Annotated in this window: 11 protein-coding genes, 5 tRNA genes and 1 pseudogene; 11 read left to right on the forward strand and 6 right to left on the reverse strand. The window is 66.7% G+C overall.

What is annotated here, in order from left to right; all coding sequences use genetic code 11:
* Positions 1–100: 100 nt before the first annotated feature.
* The 3 genes and pseudogenes from BLP83_RS00620 to BLP83_RS00630 form a co-directional block, all read right to left on the reverse strand.
* The gene (locus tag BLP83_RS00620; RefSeq protein WP_176763945.1) at positions 101–2,014 is read right to left on the reverse strand and encodes a putative bifunctional diguanylate cyclase/phosphodiesterase; all 1,914 of its coding nucleotides are present in this window, start codon (positions 2,012–2,014) and stop codon (positions 101–103) included.
* A 224-nt stretch (positions 2,015–2,238) separates the two neighbouring features.
* Positions 2,239–2,766 carry a methanogen output domain 1-containing protein gene (locus tag BLP83_RS00625; RefSeq protein ID WP_091237609.1) on the reverse strand — a complete coding sequence of 176 codons (528 nt, stop codon included), beginning with the start codon at positions 2,764–2,766 and terminating at the stop codon, positions 2,239–2,241.
* A 339-nt stretch (positions 2,767–3,105) separates the two neighbouring features.
* Positions 3,106–3,573: pseudogene (locus tag BLP83_RS00630) on the reverse strand (Dps family protein); the annotation flags it as partial.
* A gap of 123 nt (positions 3,574–3,696) precedes the next feature.
* On the opposite strand from BLP83_RS00630, the gene hrpA reads away from it, so the two are divergent.
* Positions 3,697–7,644, forward strand: coding sequence for an ATP-dependent RNA helicase HrpA (hrpA, locus tag BLP83_RS00635; RefSeq protein WP_091237612.1), 3,948 nt, complete (start codon positions 3,697–3,699; stop codon positions 7,642–7,644).
* 214 nt (positions 7,645–7,858) lie between these two features.
* Here hrpA and BLP83_RS00640 read toward each other — a convergent pair whose 3' ends face one another.
* On the reverse strand, positions 7,859–8,563 hold the full coding sequence (locus BLP83_RS00640; protein WP_091237614.1) for a TorF family putative porin: 705 nt from the start codon (positions 8,561–8,563) through the stop codon (positions 7,859–7,861).
* 188 nt (positions 8,564–8,751) lie between these two features.
* Here BLP83_RS00640 and BLP83_RS00645 point away from each other — a divergent pair, with 188 nt between their 5' ends.
* Together BLP83_RS00645 and BLP83_RS00650 are read left to right on the forward strand one after the other, a co-directional pair.
* Positions 8,752–10,062, forward strand: a complete 1,311-nt coding sequence (locus tag BLP83_RS00645; RefSeq protein ID WP_091237615.1) for a YihY family inner membrane protein — start codon at positions 8,752–8,754, stop codon at positions 10,060–10,062.
* Complete coding sequence (locus BLP83_RS00650; protein WP_091237617.1) at positions 10,059–10,637, forward strand: TlpA family protein disulfide reductase; 579 nt, start codon at positions 10,059–10,061, stop codon at positions 10,635–10,637. The genes BLP83_RS00645 and BLP83_RS00650 overlap by 4 nt, the downstream gene beginning before the upstream one ends.
* A 17-nt stretch (positions 10,638–10,654) precedes the next feature.
* Here the strand turns inward: BLP83_RS00650 and BLP83_RS00655 are convergent, their stop codons facing one another.
* Together BLP83_RS00655 and BLP83_RS00660 are read right to left on the reverse strand one after the other, a co-directional pair.
* Positions 10,655–11,833 carry a vWA domain-containing protein gene (locus tag BLP83_RS00655; protein ID WP_091237618.1) on the reverse strand — a complete coding sequence of 393 codons (1,179 nt, stop codon included), beginning with the start codon at positions 11,831–11,833 and terminating at the stop codon, positions 10,655–10,657.
* A gap of 6 nt (positions 11,834–11,839) precedes the next feature.
* Positions 11,840–12,685, reverse strand: a complete 846-nt coding sequence (locus tag BLP83_RS00660; RefSeq protein ID WP_091237620.1) for an AAA family ATPase — start codon at positions 12,683–12,685, stop codon at positions 11,840–11,842.
* Between the two features lie 110 nt (positions 12,686–12,795).
* On the opposite strand from BLP83_RS00660, the gene BLP83_RS00665 reads away from it, so the two are divergent.
* From BLP83_RS00665 to clpX, 8 genes are all read left to right on the forward strand, one after another.
* A tRNA-Pro gene (locus tag BLP83_RS00665) sits at positions 12,796–12,872 on the forward strand.
* Positions 12,873–12,953: 81 nt separating this feature from the next.
* Positions 12,954–13,030, forward strand: a tRNA-Arg gene (locus BLP83_RS00670).
* Positions 13,031–13,046: 16 nt separating this feature from the next.
* Positions 13,047–13,123 (forward strand) — tRNA-His (locus tag BLP83_RS00675).
* Between the two features lie 77 nt (positions 13,124–13,200).
* Positions 13,201–13,276 (forward strand) — tRNA-Lys (locus BLP83_RS00680).
* 41 nt (positions 13,277–13,317) lie between these two features.
* Positions 13,318–13,402: transfer RNA gene (locus BLP83_RS00685), tRNA-Leu, on the forward strand.
* 139 nt (positions 13,403–13,541) lie between these two features.
* Positions 13,542–14,846 carry a trigger factor gene (gene tig, locus BLP83_RS00690; RefSeq protein ID WP_091237622.1) on the forward strand — a complete coding sequence of 435 codons (1,305 nt, stop codon included), beginning with the start codon at positions 13,542–13,544 and terminating at the stop codon, positions 14,844–14,846.
* Between the two features lie 114 nt (positions 14,847–14,960).
* The gene (gene clpP, locus BLP83_RS00695) at positions 14,961–15,581 is read left to right on the forward strand and encodes an ATP-dependent Clp endopeptidase proteolytic subunit ClpP (protein WP_091237624.1); all 621 of its coding nucleotides are present in this window, start codon (positions 14,961–14,963) and stop codon (positions 15,579–15,581) included.
* A gap of 226 nt (positions 15,582–15,807) precedes the next feature.
* Complete coding sequence (gene clpX, locus BLP83_RS00700; RefSeq protein WP_091237626.1) at positions 15,808–17,094, forward strand: ATP-dependent Clp protease ATP-binding subunit ClpX; 1,287 nt, start codon at positions 15,808–15,810, stop codon at positions 17,092–17,094.
* Positions 17,095–17,235 lie beyond the last annotated feature (141 nt).

Raw genomic sequence — 17,235 nt, forward strand, 5'->3', positions numbered from 1 at the left:
CGCCGGATCTGGGCGGCGTTTCTCACGGATCGCCGGCGTCGGGAACTACGGGACTCGCGCTTGCGCCCAGCCCTGTGGATCGACCGGCCGCGGCCGCGGCTCATGGGGTGATCGGTGCTCTCTGGTCCGAGTCGAGTCGGGTGAGGGACTGCGGTCGCGCATAGGCCCAGCCCTGGGCCAGAGGAATGCCGATCTCGCGAAGCCGCTCGATCTGCTCTGCGTTCTCGACGCTCTCGGCGATGATCCTGAGGCCGAGCGCCCCGCCGATTCCGGCGATCGACCGCACGACCGCATCGTCGAGCTCCGAGTCCTGCAGGCCGCGCACGAAGCCGCCATCGATCTTGAGGTACTGCACCGGCAGATACTTCAGGTAGGAAAAGCTGCTGAAGCCGGTGCCGAAGTCGTCCAGGGCGAATTCGCAGCCGTGTACCGAAAGATGGCGGATCACTTCGATCGCGCGATCGATGCGAACGACCGCCGCGGTCTCGGTGATCTCGAAGCAGATGCGCGCCGGGTCAATGCCCTGCTCGTGGCATTCCCGCAGGAAGAACTGCTCGAAACCGCGCTCTGACAGCGTCGTGCCCGACAGGTTGATGCCCAGCCTGGGCAATCGCATGGGGCCCGCTTCCGCAAGTTCGGCGAGTGCGCGCCGGATCACCCAGCGGTCGATGTCTTCGATCAGGTCGTAGCGCTCGGCGGCCTTGATGACGAGTTGGGTGTCCGCCATGCGTCCGTCGCTGACGCGCATGCGCAGCAGCACCTCGAAGTACTCCACCGGCGGCCCGTCCAGTCCGAGCACGGGCTGGTAGACCAGTTCGAAGCGGTTCTCGCTGATGGCGAGGCGGATCTCCCGAACCATGCGCATTTCACTGAGCGAGCTGGCTGCCGAGGCATCGCAGTCCTGGTAGACACGCACACGTCCACGTCCGGCTTGCTTGGCGAGCAGACAGGCGAGGTCGGCCTGCCGCAGGGCATCCTCCGGGCTGATGCTGCCGTCGACATAGGACAGCCCCGCGCTGGCCCGCAGATGGTGAACCTCGCCCTCGGACTCGAACCCCGTCCCGACGAGGCGAGCCAGCAAGTCTGTCAGGCGATCAAGCAGCGCAGCCTGTTCGCCCGGGCGGTAGGCCAGAAGCAACGCGAACTCGTCGCCGCCGATCCGGCTCGCGATGTCGCCGCCATGCAGGCTGGTCCGCAGGAACTGGGCAAACTGGATGAGCAGGGCGTCGCCGGTGCGGTGCCCGAAGGTTTCATTGATGACCAGGAACTGGTCGAGATCAATGTGCACCAGTGCGTACAGGCCGACGCTGCGGCTGGCGCGCTCGGAGGCGAGGGCGAGGTGGCGCTCGAAGCTTTTGCGGTTGTAGAGCGTGGTGAGAGGATCGAACTCGCTGAGGAACTGGGCCTGTTGTTTCGCGGCCTGCTGCGCGCTGACATCCCGGAATACCAGCACGGCTCCAGTCACGCGATCGCATGCGCTGCGTATCGGTGCCGCCGAGTCTTCGACGTGGTATTCGCGTCCATCGCGGGCCAGCAGAATCGAGCCAGGTGCCAGCTCCACCACGCGGCCGGTCTCCAGACAGCGCCGCACCGGGCACGTCTGTGTCTGCCGGGTGAATTGGTTCACGACGCGGAACACCGTCTCCACAGCCTTGCCCTGGGCATCGCTTTCCGACAGTCCGAGGAGTCGTGCGGCGGCAGCGTTGACACGCTCCACACGGCCCTCGGCATCCGTAGTGAGAACGCCATCGCCGATGCTGTAAAGCGTGGTCGCGACCTGGTCGCGTTCCTGTCGTGCCATGCGTTCGCTGGCACTGAGCGAGGTCAGCGCGGCACGCAGCTCGCGCAGCCGCAAATTGAGTGCATGGAAGCGATCGCCCTGACCACCATCCTGAGGCAGAAGTCGAAAGCAGATCAGGCCGTCGCCTGTTGCGGCATCGCGCAGTGCAAACGCAAGGCAGCGCAGGCTGGTCGTGCGATCGCCGTGGACGCGCCACTGGAATCGCCCGGGCAACGCGCGCCCGCTTCGCGCGACATTCCGAAGATACTCGAGCAAACGTTGGAGCTCGGCATCGGGCACCGCGGAGGTCAAGGCATGGGGCGATTCGCCCGGAGTCGAGATCGCCGACAGCAGCTCGGTTGCGCGCGCGCTTGTCCAGTGGATCGCACCGCGGAGGTCGACGACGAAGATTGGATCAGGGAGCGTCTGCGCAAGCGCCTGGAACGCGGAACCGGGCGTCATGCCCGGGCGCCCCGCACGAACTCCACGCCCGGCGCCGAGTCCGCGGGATGCGTTGGCAGCAGAGCAATTCGCACTTTGCAGCCCGGAAAGCCTGCGGCGATGGACTCATCGATATGGACCCGCGCATAGCCGAGGTTCTCGGCAGTGATCGTGCCAAACACCGAGGTCGTCATCTGGCAAAGGGAAACGCGACCCTTGACCAGGTCCCCGAAGGGACAGCGGTCATTGGACAGTACGATCGCCTCGTCCGAAATCGAAACCAGGCGGAATCCGCCCTGGATGCGCCGCTTCAGGTCAACGAGCACCTCCGCCACCTCCTTGGCGGACAGGGCATCGACCCCGTAGGCCTGACGGTAGCCGGCATCCATCCAGTCGGCGATCCGTTGCCCGACCAGCGCCACGAAACCCTCGGCCTCCTGCAGTCCAACGACTTCTTCGAGGACTCCGGCAAGTTCACGCAGCAGCTGGCGGAGGAACACATCGCGATCGAGTCCAGCCGGAGGCGCGGTGATCGTGTCTTGCATGGCGCTGTCCTGCTCGGTCGGTGGAGGGGGGGGGCTGCCGCCAGGTCCGGCGGACCGAGGCGGGACAGGGCTTGAATCGATCGCGAACCGCCAGCGGCTCCCCGTGCCGCCCCGGGGCCCGCTGCGGCCGTCCTGCAAGTCGGGCTGTTGCTGCAAGACTTGTTCCAAAGCTGTCGATCCCGGCGGCGAAGGCGGGCCACGATGCGCAGGCGGCATCGCGATCTCCGATGCGCAAGCTTACGTTGCAGCAGGGCGCATATCGGACATGGGGTGTGGCCCGATGATCGGGCGGCGCGGGGGAGCGTCTCCGACGCGTCGCCCCCAGGCATCCTGCGGGCGTCAGGCCAGCAGCGAGCGCAGCATCCAGGCGTTCTTTTCGTGGATATTGAGTCGCTGCGTCAACAGATCGGCGGTGGGTTCGTCGCCGGCTTCGCCTGCGGCTTCAAGCACCTTGCGGGCAGTACGGCAGACGGCCTCGTTGCCCAGCACCAGCTGCTCCACCATGGTCTTCCAGTCCGGGACGACCTCGCTGTCCTGCTCCTTGATGCTGCTGAGCTTGCCGAACTGCGCATAGGAGCCGGGGGCGGAGAAGCCCAACGCACGGATGCGCTCGGCGATTTCGTCCAGCGCGTTCCAGGCTTCGGTGTACTGGGTCTGGAACATCAGGTGCAGGCTGTTGAACATGGGCCCGGTGACATTCCAGTGGTAGTTGTGGGTCTTGAGATACAGCGTGTAGCTGTCGGCAAGGAATCGGGCCAGGCCTTCGGCCACCTTCTTGCGCTGCTTGTCGCTGATGCCGATGTCGATCTTCATGCAATCCTCCAGAACTGAGACAGAAACGCTGGCGCAGATGCGTGCAGCGCGGAGCCACCGCGCGCATGCCGGTAGAATCGCCGGTCCCCCAAGGCCAGGCCTTGCGCCGGATCAAGCGTGAGCAGCAGACCCGAACTTCCAGCGGACCCCGCGGCGTCAAGCAAGCACGACAACCAAGGCGCGCTGTCCAAAGCGCGTGCTGCCTTGTCGCGTGCGCTGTCGCGCGACCAGCGGCGATTGCGCCAGCTGCTCTCAAACTGGGAGCGCGAGCCGGGGAATGCAAGTCGGCGTGAAGCTTTCGACAAGGCTTTGATGGCCTCGATGGCCTTGCGCGAGTCACGCACGCAGGGTCTGCCCAAGCCCGAGTTCGACAGCGAGCTGCCAATCGCGCGCGAAGCCGAAGCCATCCTCGCGGCGATCCGGAAGCACCAGGTCGTGGTGATCGCTGGCGAAACCGGCTCGGGCAAGACCACCCAGCTGCCCAAGCTCTGCCTCGCCGCGGGTCGCGGTGCGGCCGGCATGATCGGCTGCACCCAGCCTCGCCGTATCGCCGCCCGCTCGGTGGCGCGTCGTGTCGCGGAAGAGCTCGGTACCCAGCTCGGCGGTGCCGTCGGTTTCCAGGTCCGCTTCACCGAGCAGGTCGGCGAGCAGACCTACGTCAAGTTCATGACCGACGGCATCCTGCTGGCCGAGATCCAGTCGGACCGCCTGCTCTCGGCCTACGACACCCTCATCATCGACGAGGCTCACGAGCGCAGCCTCAACATCGACTTCCTGCTGGGGTATTTGAAGGACCTGCTGCGCCGGCGTCGTGATCTGAAGCTGATTGTCACCTCGGCGACCATCGACACCGCGCGCTTCGCCCAGCACTTCGACGGCGCGCCGGTGATCAATGTCGAAGGGCGCAGCTATCCGGTGGAGACGCGCTACCGGCCGCTGGAGCTGCTGGGCCGGGACGAGGGCGGCGGCACGGTGCCCGAGGGCATCGCCGCGGCGATGGACGAGATCAACCGCGAGGACCCGCGAGGCGACGTGCTGGTGTTCCTGCCGGGCGAGCGCGAGATCCGCGAGACGCACCTGCTGCTCAGCCGCCGCAACTATCGCGAGACGATCGTGCTGCCCCTGTACGCGCGGCTGTCGGCGCGCGACCAGGACCGCGTGTTCAACCCCGGCCCGCAGCGCCGCATCGTGCTGGCGACCAACGTCGCCGAAACCTCGCTGACGGTGCCGCGCATCCGCTATGTCATCGACCCCGGCCAGGCCCGGGTCAAGCGCTACAGCCCGAGGCAGAAGCTCGACCGCCTGCAGATCGAGCCGATCAGCCAGGCCAGCGCCAACCAGCGCGCCGGCCGCTGCGGACGCACCGCGCCGGGCGTGGCCTACCGCCTGTATGCCGACAGCGATTTCGCCTCACGGCCCGAGTTCACCGACCCCGAGATCCTGCGCTCCTCGCTGGCGGGCGTGATCCTGCGCATGCTGGCGCTGGGGCTGGGCCGGATCGACGACTTCCCCTTCATCGATGCGCCGGATGAGCGCGCGGTGCGCGACGGCTGGCAGCAGCTGATCGAGCTGGGCGCGGTGGCGCCGAACCGGCAGATCACGCCGCTGGGCCGGCAGATGGCGCGGCTGCCGATCGATCCCAAGCTGGCCCGCATGCTGATCGCCTCGAAGGACTTTGACTGCACGCGAGAGCTGATCACCATTGCTGCGTTCCTCAGCATCCAAGACCCCCGCGAGCGGCCCGGCGAAGCGCGCGAAGCGGCCGACAATGCGCACGCACTGTTCGCCGATCCGCGCTCGGAGTTCGTCGGCCTGCTCAAGCTGTGGGCAGCATATGAGGCTGCGCGCGAGGACCTCACCGCCAACAAGCTGCGCGACTGGTGCGGCAAGCATTTCCTGAACTTCCTGCGCATGCGCGAATGGCGCGAGCTGCACCGCCAGCTGCTGCTGGCCTGCGCCGAGCTCGGCATCGACGCTTCAGCTTCGGCCATGGCGAGCGAGGAAGAGGCGGCGCCGGGCGCGGTTGCCGCGGGCTATGCGCGCCTGCACAAGGCCATCCTCACGGGTATCCCCAGCCAGATCGGCCGGCGCAGCGAGAAGGGCCTGTACGAGGCACCGCGGCAGCGCAAGTACGCCCTGTTCCCGGGCTCGAACCTCGCTCGCAAGCCGCCGCCCTGGGTGGTGTCGGCGGTGGTGATGGAAACGCAGAAGGTCTATGGCTTGATCAATGCCAGCATCGAGCCCGAATGGGTGATCGAGGCCGCGCCACATCTGCTCACCCGCAAGCACTTCGATCCGCACTGGGCGCGCAGCCAGGGCCGCGTGATCGCCTCCGAGCAGATCAGCCTGCACGGCCTGGTGCTGGCACCGAAGAAGCCGATCAGCTACGCCAGCATCGACGCGCGGCACGCGCGCGAGATCTTCATCGCCGAGGGACTGGTGCCGGGCGAGGTCAACCTGCGCATACCGCTGCTGGAGCGCAACCAGCGCGTGTTGCAGCAGGCGATGGAAGAAGAAGCCAAGCTGCGCCGCGTCGGCATCGTCATCGATGTCGATGCCCAGGCCGCCTGGTACGGCAAGCGTCTGCCCGAGGACATCAACACCGCGCAGGGGCTCGAGGCCTGGTACAAGCGACTCTCGCCCGCGCAGCGTGCGGCGCTGGAATGGACGCTTCCGGACCTGATCCCCGCCGACGAGACCGACGCCGCGCGCTTTCCGAGCAGCTTCCGGATTGGTGACGTCAGCCTGCGCCTGTCCTATCGCTTCGAGCCGAATGCGCCGGACGATGGAGTGAGCCTGCATCTGCCCCTGCATCTGCTGAACGCGCTCGATGCGGCGCGGCTGTCCTGGCTGGTGCCGGGGCTGCTGGAAGACAAGGTCGCGGAGCTGTTGCGCGGCCTGCCCAAGGCGCTGCGCCGTAATTTCGTGCCGGTGCCCGACTTCGCCCGCGCCTTCGTCGAAGCCGAAGGTGCACATGCGCACGATCGGCCGGTCAGCGAGGCGCTGGGCGAGTTCCTGAAACGCAGCACGGGCGTGGAGGTGCCGGCGTTCGAATGGGACGAATCCGCGGTGCCGGCGCATTTGCGCTTCAATCTGCGCCTGTCCGAGGGCAAGCGGATCCTGGAGGAATCGCGCGATCTCGCGGATCTGAAGGCGCGCTACGGCGAGAGGGCGCAGGCCGCGTTCGCAGCCGAAGCGGGCCGCAGGCTGGATGGCCATGCCGTGGATCACTTTCCGGAGGCAGGCATTGCCGAGCAGATCCGCGGTGCGGCAGGCGTGCCGGCCTTCCCCGCGCTGAGCGCCGAAAGCGAAGGCGTGCTGATCCGCGTCTACGCCGATCGCGAGCAGGCGCAGGCGGCGCATCCCGGCGGAGTGCAGGCCCTGCTGCGACGCGCGCTGGCCGACAAGCTCAAGCAGGCACGCAAGCAGCTGCCGCTCTCGCCCAAGACGGGACTGATGTACGCCGCCATCGAGAGCAGCGAGCGCCTGCGCGAGGATCTCGTCGAGGCTGCACTGAATGCGCTGGCTGGCGAGCAGCCCGCGCGCATCCGCACGCGTGAGGCTTTCGATGCGCTGGCCGCGGAGATCTCACGCGGCCTGTTCGCCGAATCCATGCGCCGGCTGGAGCTGACCGAGCGCATCGTCACGGCCTATGCCGAGCTGGTGCCGGCGCTTGAACAGAAGCTCATGGGCCACGGCACGGCCAGCTACGAGGACCTGCGCGCTCAGCTGAAAGCACTGGTGCATCCGGGCTTCCTGCGCGACACGCCCTATGAGCGCCTGAGTGAATTGCCGAGGTACCTCAAGGCCATGCGTCTCAGGGGCGAGCGCCTGCGTCAGGACCCGATCAAGGACCAGGCGCGGATGCTGGAGCTCATCCAGTTCCGCGAGGCCTTGGACGAGGCCCGTCGCCGCGGCGTCGATGGCCGTCCTGCGTGGCAGGACCTGCGCTGGGCGCTGGAGGAGCTGCGCGTGTCGCTGTTCGCACAGGAGCTTGGGACACGCGAAACAGTGTCGGCCAAGCGCCTGGCAAGGTTGCTGGAGCAGGCAAGGGTCTCGGGTTGATTGGCGCGCCTTGGTCGCTCGGCAGGCGTGGCACGCATCCGGATCCCTTGCGCGGCGCAGCCTGAAGGTGTGCGCCGCTCAGGACGCGTTCGAGCAGGTCGCGAAGTCCCGAAGACAAACGGCCGGATGCGTGGGCACCCGGCCGTTCTTGCAGCTCCAGCCCGCAGTGGACGGGCGCCGGCTCCGATCCGCAGGATGCGCGATCGAAGTTCGATCAGAAGCCGTAGCTCAGTCCCAACACCACGCGCGAATCTGCGAGGTAGCCGAACAGATCCTCGCCTTCGCCGTTGGTGTCGTGGTAGGTCAGCGAGGCGCTGATCGGGCCGAAATCGCGCGAAAGGCCCAGGCTCCAGTCCAGGTAGCTGCTGCTGCCGTCTTCCAGCACGCCGCGGGCGAAACGCGAGTAGCCCACGCCCGGCGTCAGGGTGAATTCGGCAGGCAGGGCCAGGTCGAGGCTGGCGCCGTAGTACCAGCCGGTCTCACCGCTGTTGTAGACGTCGTTGGTGTAGCCGATGGTGGTGGTGAGCTTCTCGGCGAAGGTCAGGCTGAACAGCAGCTCGTTGTAGTTGAGCGAGCCCTCATCCGGGTACACGTAGCGCAGCACCTGCACATCGGCCGCGACCGAGTCGGAGAGGTTGAAGCCATAGCCGGCGAAGAAGTCGACCTCGAGATCGGTCTCGCTGCCGAAGTCGACCTGCGAGGCCCAAGTGCCGACGTAGAAGCCGGATTCCAGCGAGTAGGTGAGCCCCGCCTGCACGGCCGGGTCTTCATCGGTCTGGGAAACGCCGCGGAAGACGTAGTCGGAGACCACGCCCACATCGCCGGACAGCTCGCCGGCGCTGGCGCCGCCAGCGAGGAGGGCGGACAGTGCGAGGCCGCTCAGGGCGCCGCGGATGGATCGTGCAATACGGTGGTGCATGCTGGCCTCTTTGCGCCTGGGGCGCTGTGTCTAGGTATCGGGGGGTGCTCGATTTATCGCACTGCAGCATCGAGGATTCAAGCTGTGCGCGTGGTCGTGACAACAGGGTCGCAAGCGCATACCGACGGCGCAAGCCAGACTTCGGGGGCGCGCGGTATCGGACCGGTCGCCTGCTAGGCTTGCCGCCCATGGATCTCGCCGAACTTCGTCATCTTCTGCGGCTGCTGCTGGATCGCCGCCGGCTGCAGGCCTTCGCCGGTTTTCTCGCGCGACGCTTCGTCGAGGATCGCTGCTTCGAAACCGCCAGCGGTCTGGCCTACGCCACGGTGTTCGCGCTGGTGCCGTTCACCGCGGCGGTGTTCGGGGTGATCAGCACCTTCCCGGTCTTCGAGGCCTGGAGCGAGCAGCTCACGAACTTCCTGTTCAGCAATTTCGTGCCGGCGGCCGCCCGTACGGTCGAGGTCTGGGTGCGGGATTCGGCCGCCAGCGCCTCACGAATGACCCTGGCCGGCGTGATCGGCCTGCTGGTGGTGGCCCTGCTGCTGATGAAGGGCATCGAGGACACCTTCAACCGCATCTGGCGGGTGCCCAGCGGCCGGGGACCGGTGGCGCGCTTCCTCATGTACTGGGCTGCTCTCACCGTTGGGCCGCTGCTGGTGGTCGTGAGCCTGGCGCTGTCGTCCTACCTTTTCTCGCTGCCGCTGCTGGCCGATGGTGGGCCGGCCGCGGGCTCGCTGCTGCAGCTGAGCCCCTTCCTGCTGGCCCTGTTCGGCTTCACCTGCGCCTACCTGATCGTGCCCAATCGCAGCGTGCGCCTGCGCGACGCCCTGGCTGGCGGCCTGCTGGCCGCGGCCTTGTTTGAAGCCAGCAAGAGCGGGCTCAGTCTGTACCTGCGCCAAGTGCCCACCTACGAGCAGATCTACGGGGCTCTGGCCGTCATCCCCATCTTTCTGCTCTGGGTCTATCTGGTGTGGATTGCCGTGCTGCTTGGCGCATCGCTGGCGGCGTCGCTGAGCGCATTCCGCTATCTGCCGAGCGAGCGCCGACTGCCGGAAGGACTGGAGCTGTTCGGCCTGCTGCGCCTCCTTGCGCGCTTCTCCCAGGCCCAGCATTACGGTCGTGCGCTGGAGGTGGACGAGCTGCGACGCCTCGAGCCTTCGTTGTCCGACGACGCCTTGATGTTCCTGCTGGAACGGCTCACCGAGCTTCACGTCGTGCAACGGGCCGAGCTGGGCGGCTGGTTGCTGGTGCGTGATCTGGATCATCTGGGCCTCGCCGAGCTCTACCGCGGGGCGCGCCTGCGGGTGCCGCTGGAGACGCCCCCCGCGGAGTTGCTGGCCGATGCGATCGGCCAACGTATCGGCTTGCGCCTGCAGGCGCTGGCGCAGGCCGTCGAAGGCGCCCTCGACACGCCGCTCTCGCACTGGCTGCGCGACACTCCGGCAGTAGATTCCACGCCTCCCTTGGCGTTCGACCCTTCCGAGGACACCCCGCGATGACTCCCCTGCCGCAGATCGCCTTGAACCTGCAGTGCTCCGCCCGTCTCGGCCGCGTCGAGAGTGCGCGTCTTCAGCCCCGTGGCATCCTCGCTGTCGCGCTGCTGCTCCTCGCCGGAGTGGCCGCATCCGCGCTGCCCGCGCGCGTCGCCGAGTCCGCGCCGGCCGAGGCAGAGGCGATCGAGCTGACGCTGCCCACTCTCGACCACGGCGTCTTCGACCTGTCACAGCAGCGAGGGCGCTGGGTGGTCGTGAACTACTGGGCGACCTGGTGTGCACCCTGCCGCAAGGAAATGCCCGAGCTGGACGCCCTGCATCGCGAGCGCGAGGATGTCGAGGTGCTGGGGCTCGCGTTCGAGGAGATCGAGCCCGCCGACATGCGCGGCTTCCTGGCCGATCGTCCGGTCAGCTATCCGATCGCGATCGTCGACGTGTACTCGCCGCCCGCAGCGTTTGAAGTGCCGCGAGGCATGCCGATGACCTACCTGCTCGACCCGCAGGGCCGCATCGCCCATCGCTGGCTGGGGCCGGTGACCAAGGCCGAGATCGAGGCGCGCGTGGCGGGGAGCGGGGGTTAGGGCCCTCGGATCTGTGGCTAGCGCGAGAGCGTGCGGATCGCCTCGTCGAGACCGCGCAGACTCATCGGATACATGCGCTGCTCGATCAGCTGGCGCACCAGCCCGACCGAAACCGTGTAGTCCCATGCTGGGCGGGGCAGGGGATTGATCCAGGCCGCGCGGCGGAAGTGGGCGAACAGGCGCTGCAGCCAGGCAGCACCAGCTTCGGCGTTGTCATGTTCGACACTGCCGTGGACATGCGTGATCTCGTAGGGCGCCATCGCGGCGTCGCCGACGATGACGAGGCGCCAATCCGCCGGCAGGCGGTGGATCAGATCAAGGGTGGATGTGCGTTCGCTGTGTCGGCGCGCGTTGCTGCGCCATACCGACTCATAGACGCAGTTGTGGAAGTAGTAGTGCTCGATGTGCTTGAACTCGCTGCGCGCGGCCGAGAAGAGCTCCTCGCAGACGCGCACGTGATCGTCCATCGAGCCGCCGATGTCGAGCAGCAGCAGCACCTTCACCGCGTTGTGGCGTTCGGGACGCAGCCGGATGTCAAGCAGGCCGGCATTGCGGGCGGTGCCGGCCAGCGTGCCGTCGAGGTCGAGTTCGGTGGCCGCGCCCTCGCGGGCGAAGCGACGCAGCCGGCGCAGGGCCAGCTTGATGCTGCGGGTGTTGAGCTCGACGCTGTCGTCGAGGTCGCGGAAGTTGCGTTGCTCCCAGACCTTGGCTGCGCGACGGTGTCCGGCCGACTGCGAGCCGAGGCGGATGCCTTCCGGGTGATAGCCGTGCGCGCCGAAGGGGCTGGTGCCGCCGGTGCCGATCCAGCGGTTGCCGCCGCTGTGTTTGTCTTTCTGTTCGGCAAGGCGCTCGCGAAAGGCCTCCAGCAGCTTGTCCAGGCCACCCAGCGATTCGATCAGCGCTTTTTCTTCGTCGCTGAGCTGTCTTTGCACGGCACGCTGCAGCCACTCGGGTGGCACTTCGGCGCGCAGTCCTTCGCCGATCACTTCCTGCGCCGCCAGCCACTGGCCGAAGGCGCGATCGAAGCGGTCGAAGTGGCGCTCGTCCTTGACCAGCAGGGCGCGCGCCAACCCGTGCAGTTCCTCAAGGTCGGCGAAGGCCAGACCCTGCTCAAGCGCGGCGTGCAGATCGAGCAGCTCGCGCAGGCTGACCGGCACACCGCTGCTGCGCAGGCGTTCGAACAGGCCGATGAACACAGGCTCCTAGCCCTGGCCGCGGCGGGTCATGAAGGCCAGCCGCTCCAGCAGCTGCACGTCCTGCTCGTTCTTGACCAGAGCCCCCGCCAGCGGCGGAATCGCGCGCCGCGGATCGCGCTCTCGCAGCACGGCCTCGGGCACCTCGTCCGCCAGCAGCAGCTTGATCCAGTCGATCAGCTCCGAGGTCGAGGGCCGCTTCTTGAGGCCCGGGATCTCGCGCAGCTGGAAGAACACCTCCAGCGCCTCACGTACCAGGCTTCCCGAGATGCCGGGGAAATGCACGTCGACGATGCGCTTCAAGGTTTCGCGGTCGGGGAAGGCGATGTAGTGGAAGAAGCAGCGACGCAGAAAGGCGTCGGGCAGCTCCTTCTCGTTGTTGGAGGTGATGAGGATGATCGGTCGATGCTGCGCGCGCACGGTCTCCCCGGTCTCGTGAACGAAGAATTCCATGCGATCGAGCTCCTGCAGCAGATCATTGGGGAACTCGATGTCGGCCTTGTCGATCTCGTCGATCAGCAGCACGCTGCGGCGCGGGTGGGTGAAGGCTTCCCACAGCTTGCCGGGGCGGATGTAGTTGCGCACGTCCTCGACTCCGGCCACGCCCAACTGCGAGTCGCGCAGGCGGCTGACCGCGTCGTACTCGTAGAGGCCGTGGATGGCGCGGGTGGTGGACTTCACGTGCCAGCTGATCAGCGGCGCATCGAGGCTGGTGGCCAGTTCCTCGGCCAGCAGGGTCTTGCCGGTGCCGGGCTCGCCCTTGATCAGCAGCGGGCGCTGCAGGGTGATGGCGGCGTTGACCGCCTGCTTCAGTTCAGAGGTGGCGATGTATCGCTGGGTGCCGTCGAAGCGCATGGGGAGAGAGTCGGGAGGCAAGGGGGATTTGACGTCTGCGGCCGAGGTCATTATTCTTCCGCGGCTCAGGGTGTCGCGTGCAAGCGCGTGGCCCTGCTGCTGCACCAGCCCGGGGTATAGCACAGCTTGGTAGTGCGTCTGCTTTGGGAGCAGAAGGTCGGGGGTTCGAATCCCTCTACCCCGACCAGCCACCGCGCAAGCGCTGGGCTGGCGGGCGTGGCCTTCGGGCGGCGACGCAGGATTCGGAAACCGCAGCTGCCGATTGCATGCGCCTGTAGCTCAATCGGATAGAGCACCGGCCTTCTAAGCCGGTGGTTGCAGGTTCGATTCCTGCCAGGCGCGCCAGCAGCAACGAACAATGGTGGATGTAGCTCAGTTGGTTAGAGCACTGGATTGTGATTCCAGATGTCGCGGGTTCGAGTCCCGTCTTCCACCCCAGCACCCGGATGCGGCACAATGCGCATCCACCGCGGCGACCACCCCTTCCGGGGAACGCAGCGGTCACAGTCCAGGTCGGGCCGTTAGCTCAATTGGTAGAGCAGCGGACTCTTAATCCGTAGGTTCTAGGTTCGAGTCCTAGACGGCCCACCACCTTCTTCTCCGCCCTCGCGGAGGCACCCCGGACCGGTCAGGCGAAAGTGGCGGAACTGGTAGACGCGCTGGATTTAGGTTCCAGTGGGGAACCCCGTGAGAGTTCGAGTCTCTCCTTTCGCACCACCCGGGAGGTCTCGGCGGACGGGGCGTCGACTCGGGCGGCGTGGTCTGGTCTGTATCCAAAAGGTTGAGAGCGGGCGGCCAAGCGCCACCGGGAGAGATTCCGGCGCGTCGGCTGCCCTTGTCCAATTCAGGAGTCGTCATGCAAGTCTCGGTTGAAAACGTCGGCAAGCTCGAGCGCAAGCTCACCGTCCGCCTTCCTGCGGAAGGGCTGCAGTCGCAGGTTGCCACCCGTCTGCGCGAGCTCGGCCGCACCGTGCGCCTGGCGGGTTTCCGTCCGGGCAAGGTGCCGGCGAAGGTGATCGAGCAGCGTTTCGGCGCGCAGGTCCGCGCGGAAGCCCTCGGAGAAGTGATCCGCCGCGGTTTCTCGGAAGCCGTCGAGCAGGAGAAGCTGCGTCCGGCCGTGGCTCCGAACATCGAGGCGACCTCGACGGGGGAAGACGGCGAAGTCGCCTTCATCGCCACCTTCGAGGTGATGCCCGAGATCGGCACCATTGATGTTTCCGGCCTCAAGATCGAGAAGCCGGTGTCGAGCGTCGAGGAAGCCGATGTCGACCGCATGATCGAGACCCTGCGCATGCAGCGCCGCACTTGGAACCCGGTCGAGCGCGCTGCAGCGGCGGGTGACATGGTGATGTTCGAGTCCAGCGCCACGACCGACGCCGGCCGCGTGCCTGCCGAGGGCGTCGAGCGCGCCGGCACCATCATCGGCTCCGGCGCCATCCTGCCGGCGCTTGAAGAGAAGCTGATCGGCCTGGCCGCGGGCCAGGAGGGCGAGTTCGAGGTCGAGTTCCCGGCGGAGTACCGGGCTGCGGCTCTGGCCGGCAAAACGGCCAAGATGAGCGTCAAGCTTGTCCGTGTGTCGGAACCCAAGCTGCCCGAGATCGACGCCGACTTCATTCGCAGCTTCGGCGTGGCCGAGGCCGATGTCGACAGTTTCCGTCGCGAAGTGCGTGCCAACCTCGAGCGCGAGCTGAAGGGCGCGCTGATGGCCCGGCTGAAGACCCAGGTGGTCGAGAAGATGCTTGCCGCCCATGCGGACCTCGAACTGCCCTCGCGCATGATCGAGTCGGAGGCACAGGCGCTGGCCCGCCAGGCCGAGCAGCAGGCCGCCCAGCAGGGCAATCTGGGCGCGAAGGCCGATCCGGCCCAGTTCATGGACACGGCCAAGCGCCGCGTCGCCGCCGCCGTGCTGCTGGGTGAGCTGGCTCGCCAGAACGAGATCCGTCTGGATGCGCGTCGACTCACGGAGACCCTGAATCTGATCGCCTCGACCTACGAGGATCCGAGTGAGGTGGTTGAACTCTACCGCCGCGAACCCCAGCTGATGCAGGGCCTGCAGAGCCGCGTCATCGAGGACCAGGTGATCGACTGGATCGCCGATCACGCCGACCTCACCGAGCAGAAGCTGGACTTCCAGGACGTGATGCGCCCGATGGCGGCCTGATCGCCTCGGGGCTTGCGACTGAAACGGCCGCCGCGCTTCGCAGGCGGCCGTTTCGTTTTCAGCTACGCTCACCCACCCCATTCATCGACTGCGCCAAGCACAAGGACGCAACCCATGAGCATCACCAACCTCAATCTGGTCCCGATGGTGGTCGAGCAGACCAGCCGCGGCGAACGCGCCTATGACATCTACAGCCGACTGCTGAAGGAGCGGGTGATCTTCCTGGTCGGTCCGATCGATGACCACATGGCCAACGTGGTGGTGGCACAGCTGCTGTTCCTCGAGTCCGAAAACCCGGACAAGGACATCCACCTCTACATCAACAGCCCGGGCGGCGTGGTCACGGCTGGCATGGCCATCTACGACACCATGCAATACATCAAGCCCGACGTCAGCACGATGTGCATCGGTCAGGCGGCCAGCATGGGTGCGCTGCTGCTGGCCGCGGGACAGGCCGGCAAGCGTTATGCGCTGCCGCATTCGCGGGTGATGATCCACCAGCCGCTGGGTGGCTACCAGGGCCAGGCCAGCGACATCGAGATCCACACGCGCGAGATCCTCACCATCCGCGATCGCCTGAACAAGATCCTGGCCCACCACACCGGCCAGCCGGTCGAGCAGATCGCCCGTGACACCGATCGCGACAACTTCCTGTCTGCCACACAGGCGCGCGACTACGGACTGATCGACGCAGTGCTCGAGCGTCGCTCCGAAGAAACCGTCAAGTCGGGCTGAGGCCGGAAACTTGCATCCCAGCGCCCGGTGCCGACCCTGCTGTCGGCGCCGGGGCTTTCCGGGGGGCTGTGCTATCCTCCGGCGAACACCGGGCCGCGGTAGCCTTCTGGCTCTGAGGTTCCGCCCAAGATATTGAATATGCTGCATTTCGGGGCGCATCGATGGGCGCATCCGGGAGGCCATGAGGCCTCCGCTGCATCTCACAGGTCCATCGGGACGAAGACGAATGAGCGACGAGCGACAGGGCAGGGCGGGCGAAGGCGGCAAGATCCTCTACTGCTCCTTCTGCGGCAAGAGCCAGCACGAGGTCCGCAAGCTGATCGCCGGCCCCAGCGTGTTCATCTGCGATGAATGCGTGGAGCTGTGCAACGACATCATCCGCGAAGAGCTGGAGGAGAAGAGCGCCAGCACCCGCAGCCATCTGCCCAAGCCGCGCGAGATCATGGAGGCGCTCGACCAATACGTCGTGGGCCAGGCGCGGGCTAAGCGCACCTTGGCGGTGGCGGTCTACAACCACTACAAGCGCGTCGAGAGCCGTACCCGCAATGACGAGGTCGAGCTGTCGAAGTCGAACATCCTGCTGATCGGCCCCACCGGATCGGGCAAGACCCTGCTGGCCGAGACGCTGGCGCGTCTGCTCAATGTGCCGTTCACGATCGCCGACGCCACCACGCTGACCGAAGCCGGTTACGTGGGCGAGGACGTCGAGAACATCATCCAGAAGCTGCTGCAGAAGTGCGACTACGACGTCGAGAAGGCGCAGACCGGCATCGTCTACATCGATGAAATCGACAAGATCTCGCGCAAGAGCGAGAACCCGTCGATCACCCGCGATGTGTCAGGTGAAGGCGTGCAGCAGGCTCTGCTGAAGCTTATCGAAGGCACGGTGGCCTCCGTGCCGCCGCAGGGCGGGCGCAAACATCCGCAGCAGGAGTTCCTGCAGGTCGATACCCGCAACATCCTGTTCGTCTGCGGTGGCGCCTTCGCCGGCCTGGAGAAGGTCATCCAGCAGCGCTCGCTGGACAACTCCGGCATCGGCTTCGGCGCCAACGTGCGCAGCAAGGACCAGAAGCCCAACGTTGGCCGCCTGCTGGCGGATGTCGAGCCCGAGGACCTGATCAAGTTTGGCCTGATCCCCGAGTTCGTCGGCCGCCTGCCCGTGCTGGCCACGCTGGAGGAGCTCGACGAGGCGGCCCTGGTGCGCATCCTCACCGAGCCCAAGAACGCGATCACCAAGCAGTTCAAGCGCCTGTTCGAGCTGGAAGGTGTGGAGCTCGAGTTCCGCCCCGACGCACTCACGGCCGTGGCCCGCAAGGCGCTGGCCCGCAAGACAGGCGCCCGCGGCCTGCGCACCATCCTCGAGCAGGTGCTGCTCGACACCATGTTCGAACTGCCCTCGATGGAGAACGTGAGCAAGGTGGTGGTTGATGAGAGCGTCATCAACAACCAGTCCGAGCCGTTCATCATTTACGAGAACGCGGCGCCGGCGCCTGCCAAGGTGGCCTCCGAGTAAGCTTGCCCCGGTTTGCGCCCGATCCCGGCCCCCGCGGCGCGCCTGCGGGGGCCTTCTCGTCTCTGGCCCATGAACATTCGGCGCCAGCGCCGCACCCCGCCCCTGGTTCAGGCAGCCCCGGTCGGCTTCTTGCATGCTGCC

The sequence above is a fragment of the Aquimonas voraii genome (assembly GCF_900101825.1).
GTDB lineage: Bacteria > Pseudomonadota > Gammaproteobacteria > Xanthomonadales > Xanthomonadaceae > Aquimonas > Aquimonas voraii.

What these genes read in the sequence shown, in the direction of transcription:
- BLP83_RS00625 (WP_091237609.1), bottom strand. Translation starts at nt 2,766, where the DNA reads ATGCAAGACACGATCACCGCGCCTCCGGCTGGACTCGATCGCGATGTG.
- BLP83_RS00640 (WP_091237614.1), bottom strand. Translation starts at nt 8,563, where the DNA reads ATGCACCACCGTATTGCACGATCCATCCGCGGCGCCCTGAGCGGCCTC.
- BLP83_RS00645 (WP_091237615.1), top strand. Translation starts at nt 8,752, where the DNA reads ATGGATCTCGCCGAACTTCGTCATCTTCTGCGGCTGCTGCTGGATCGC.
- BLP83_RS00650 (WP_091237617.1), top strand. Translation starts at nt 10,059, where the DNA reads ATGACTCCCCTGCCGCAGATCGCCTTGAACCTGCAGTGCTCCGCCCGT.
- BLP83_RS00660 (WP_091237620.1), bottom strand. Translation starts at nt 12,685, where the DNA reads ATGCGCTTCGACGGCACCCAGCGATACATCGCCACCTCTGAACTGAAG.
- tig (WP_091237622.1), top strand. Translation starts at nt 13,542, where the DNA reads ATGCAAGTCTCGGTTGAAAACGTCGGCAAGCTCGAGCGCAAGCTCACC.
- clpP (WP_091237624.1), top strand. Translation starts at nt 14,961, where the DNA reads ATGAGCATCACCAACCTCAATCTGGTCCCGATGGTGGTCGAGCAGACC.
- clpX (WP_091237626.1), top strand. Translation starts at nt 15,808, where the DNA reads ATGAGCGACGAGCGACAGGGCAGGGCGGGCGAAGGCGGCAAGATCCTC.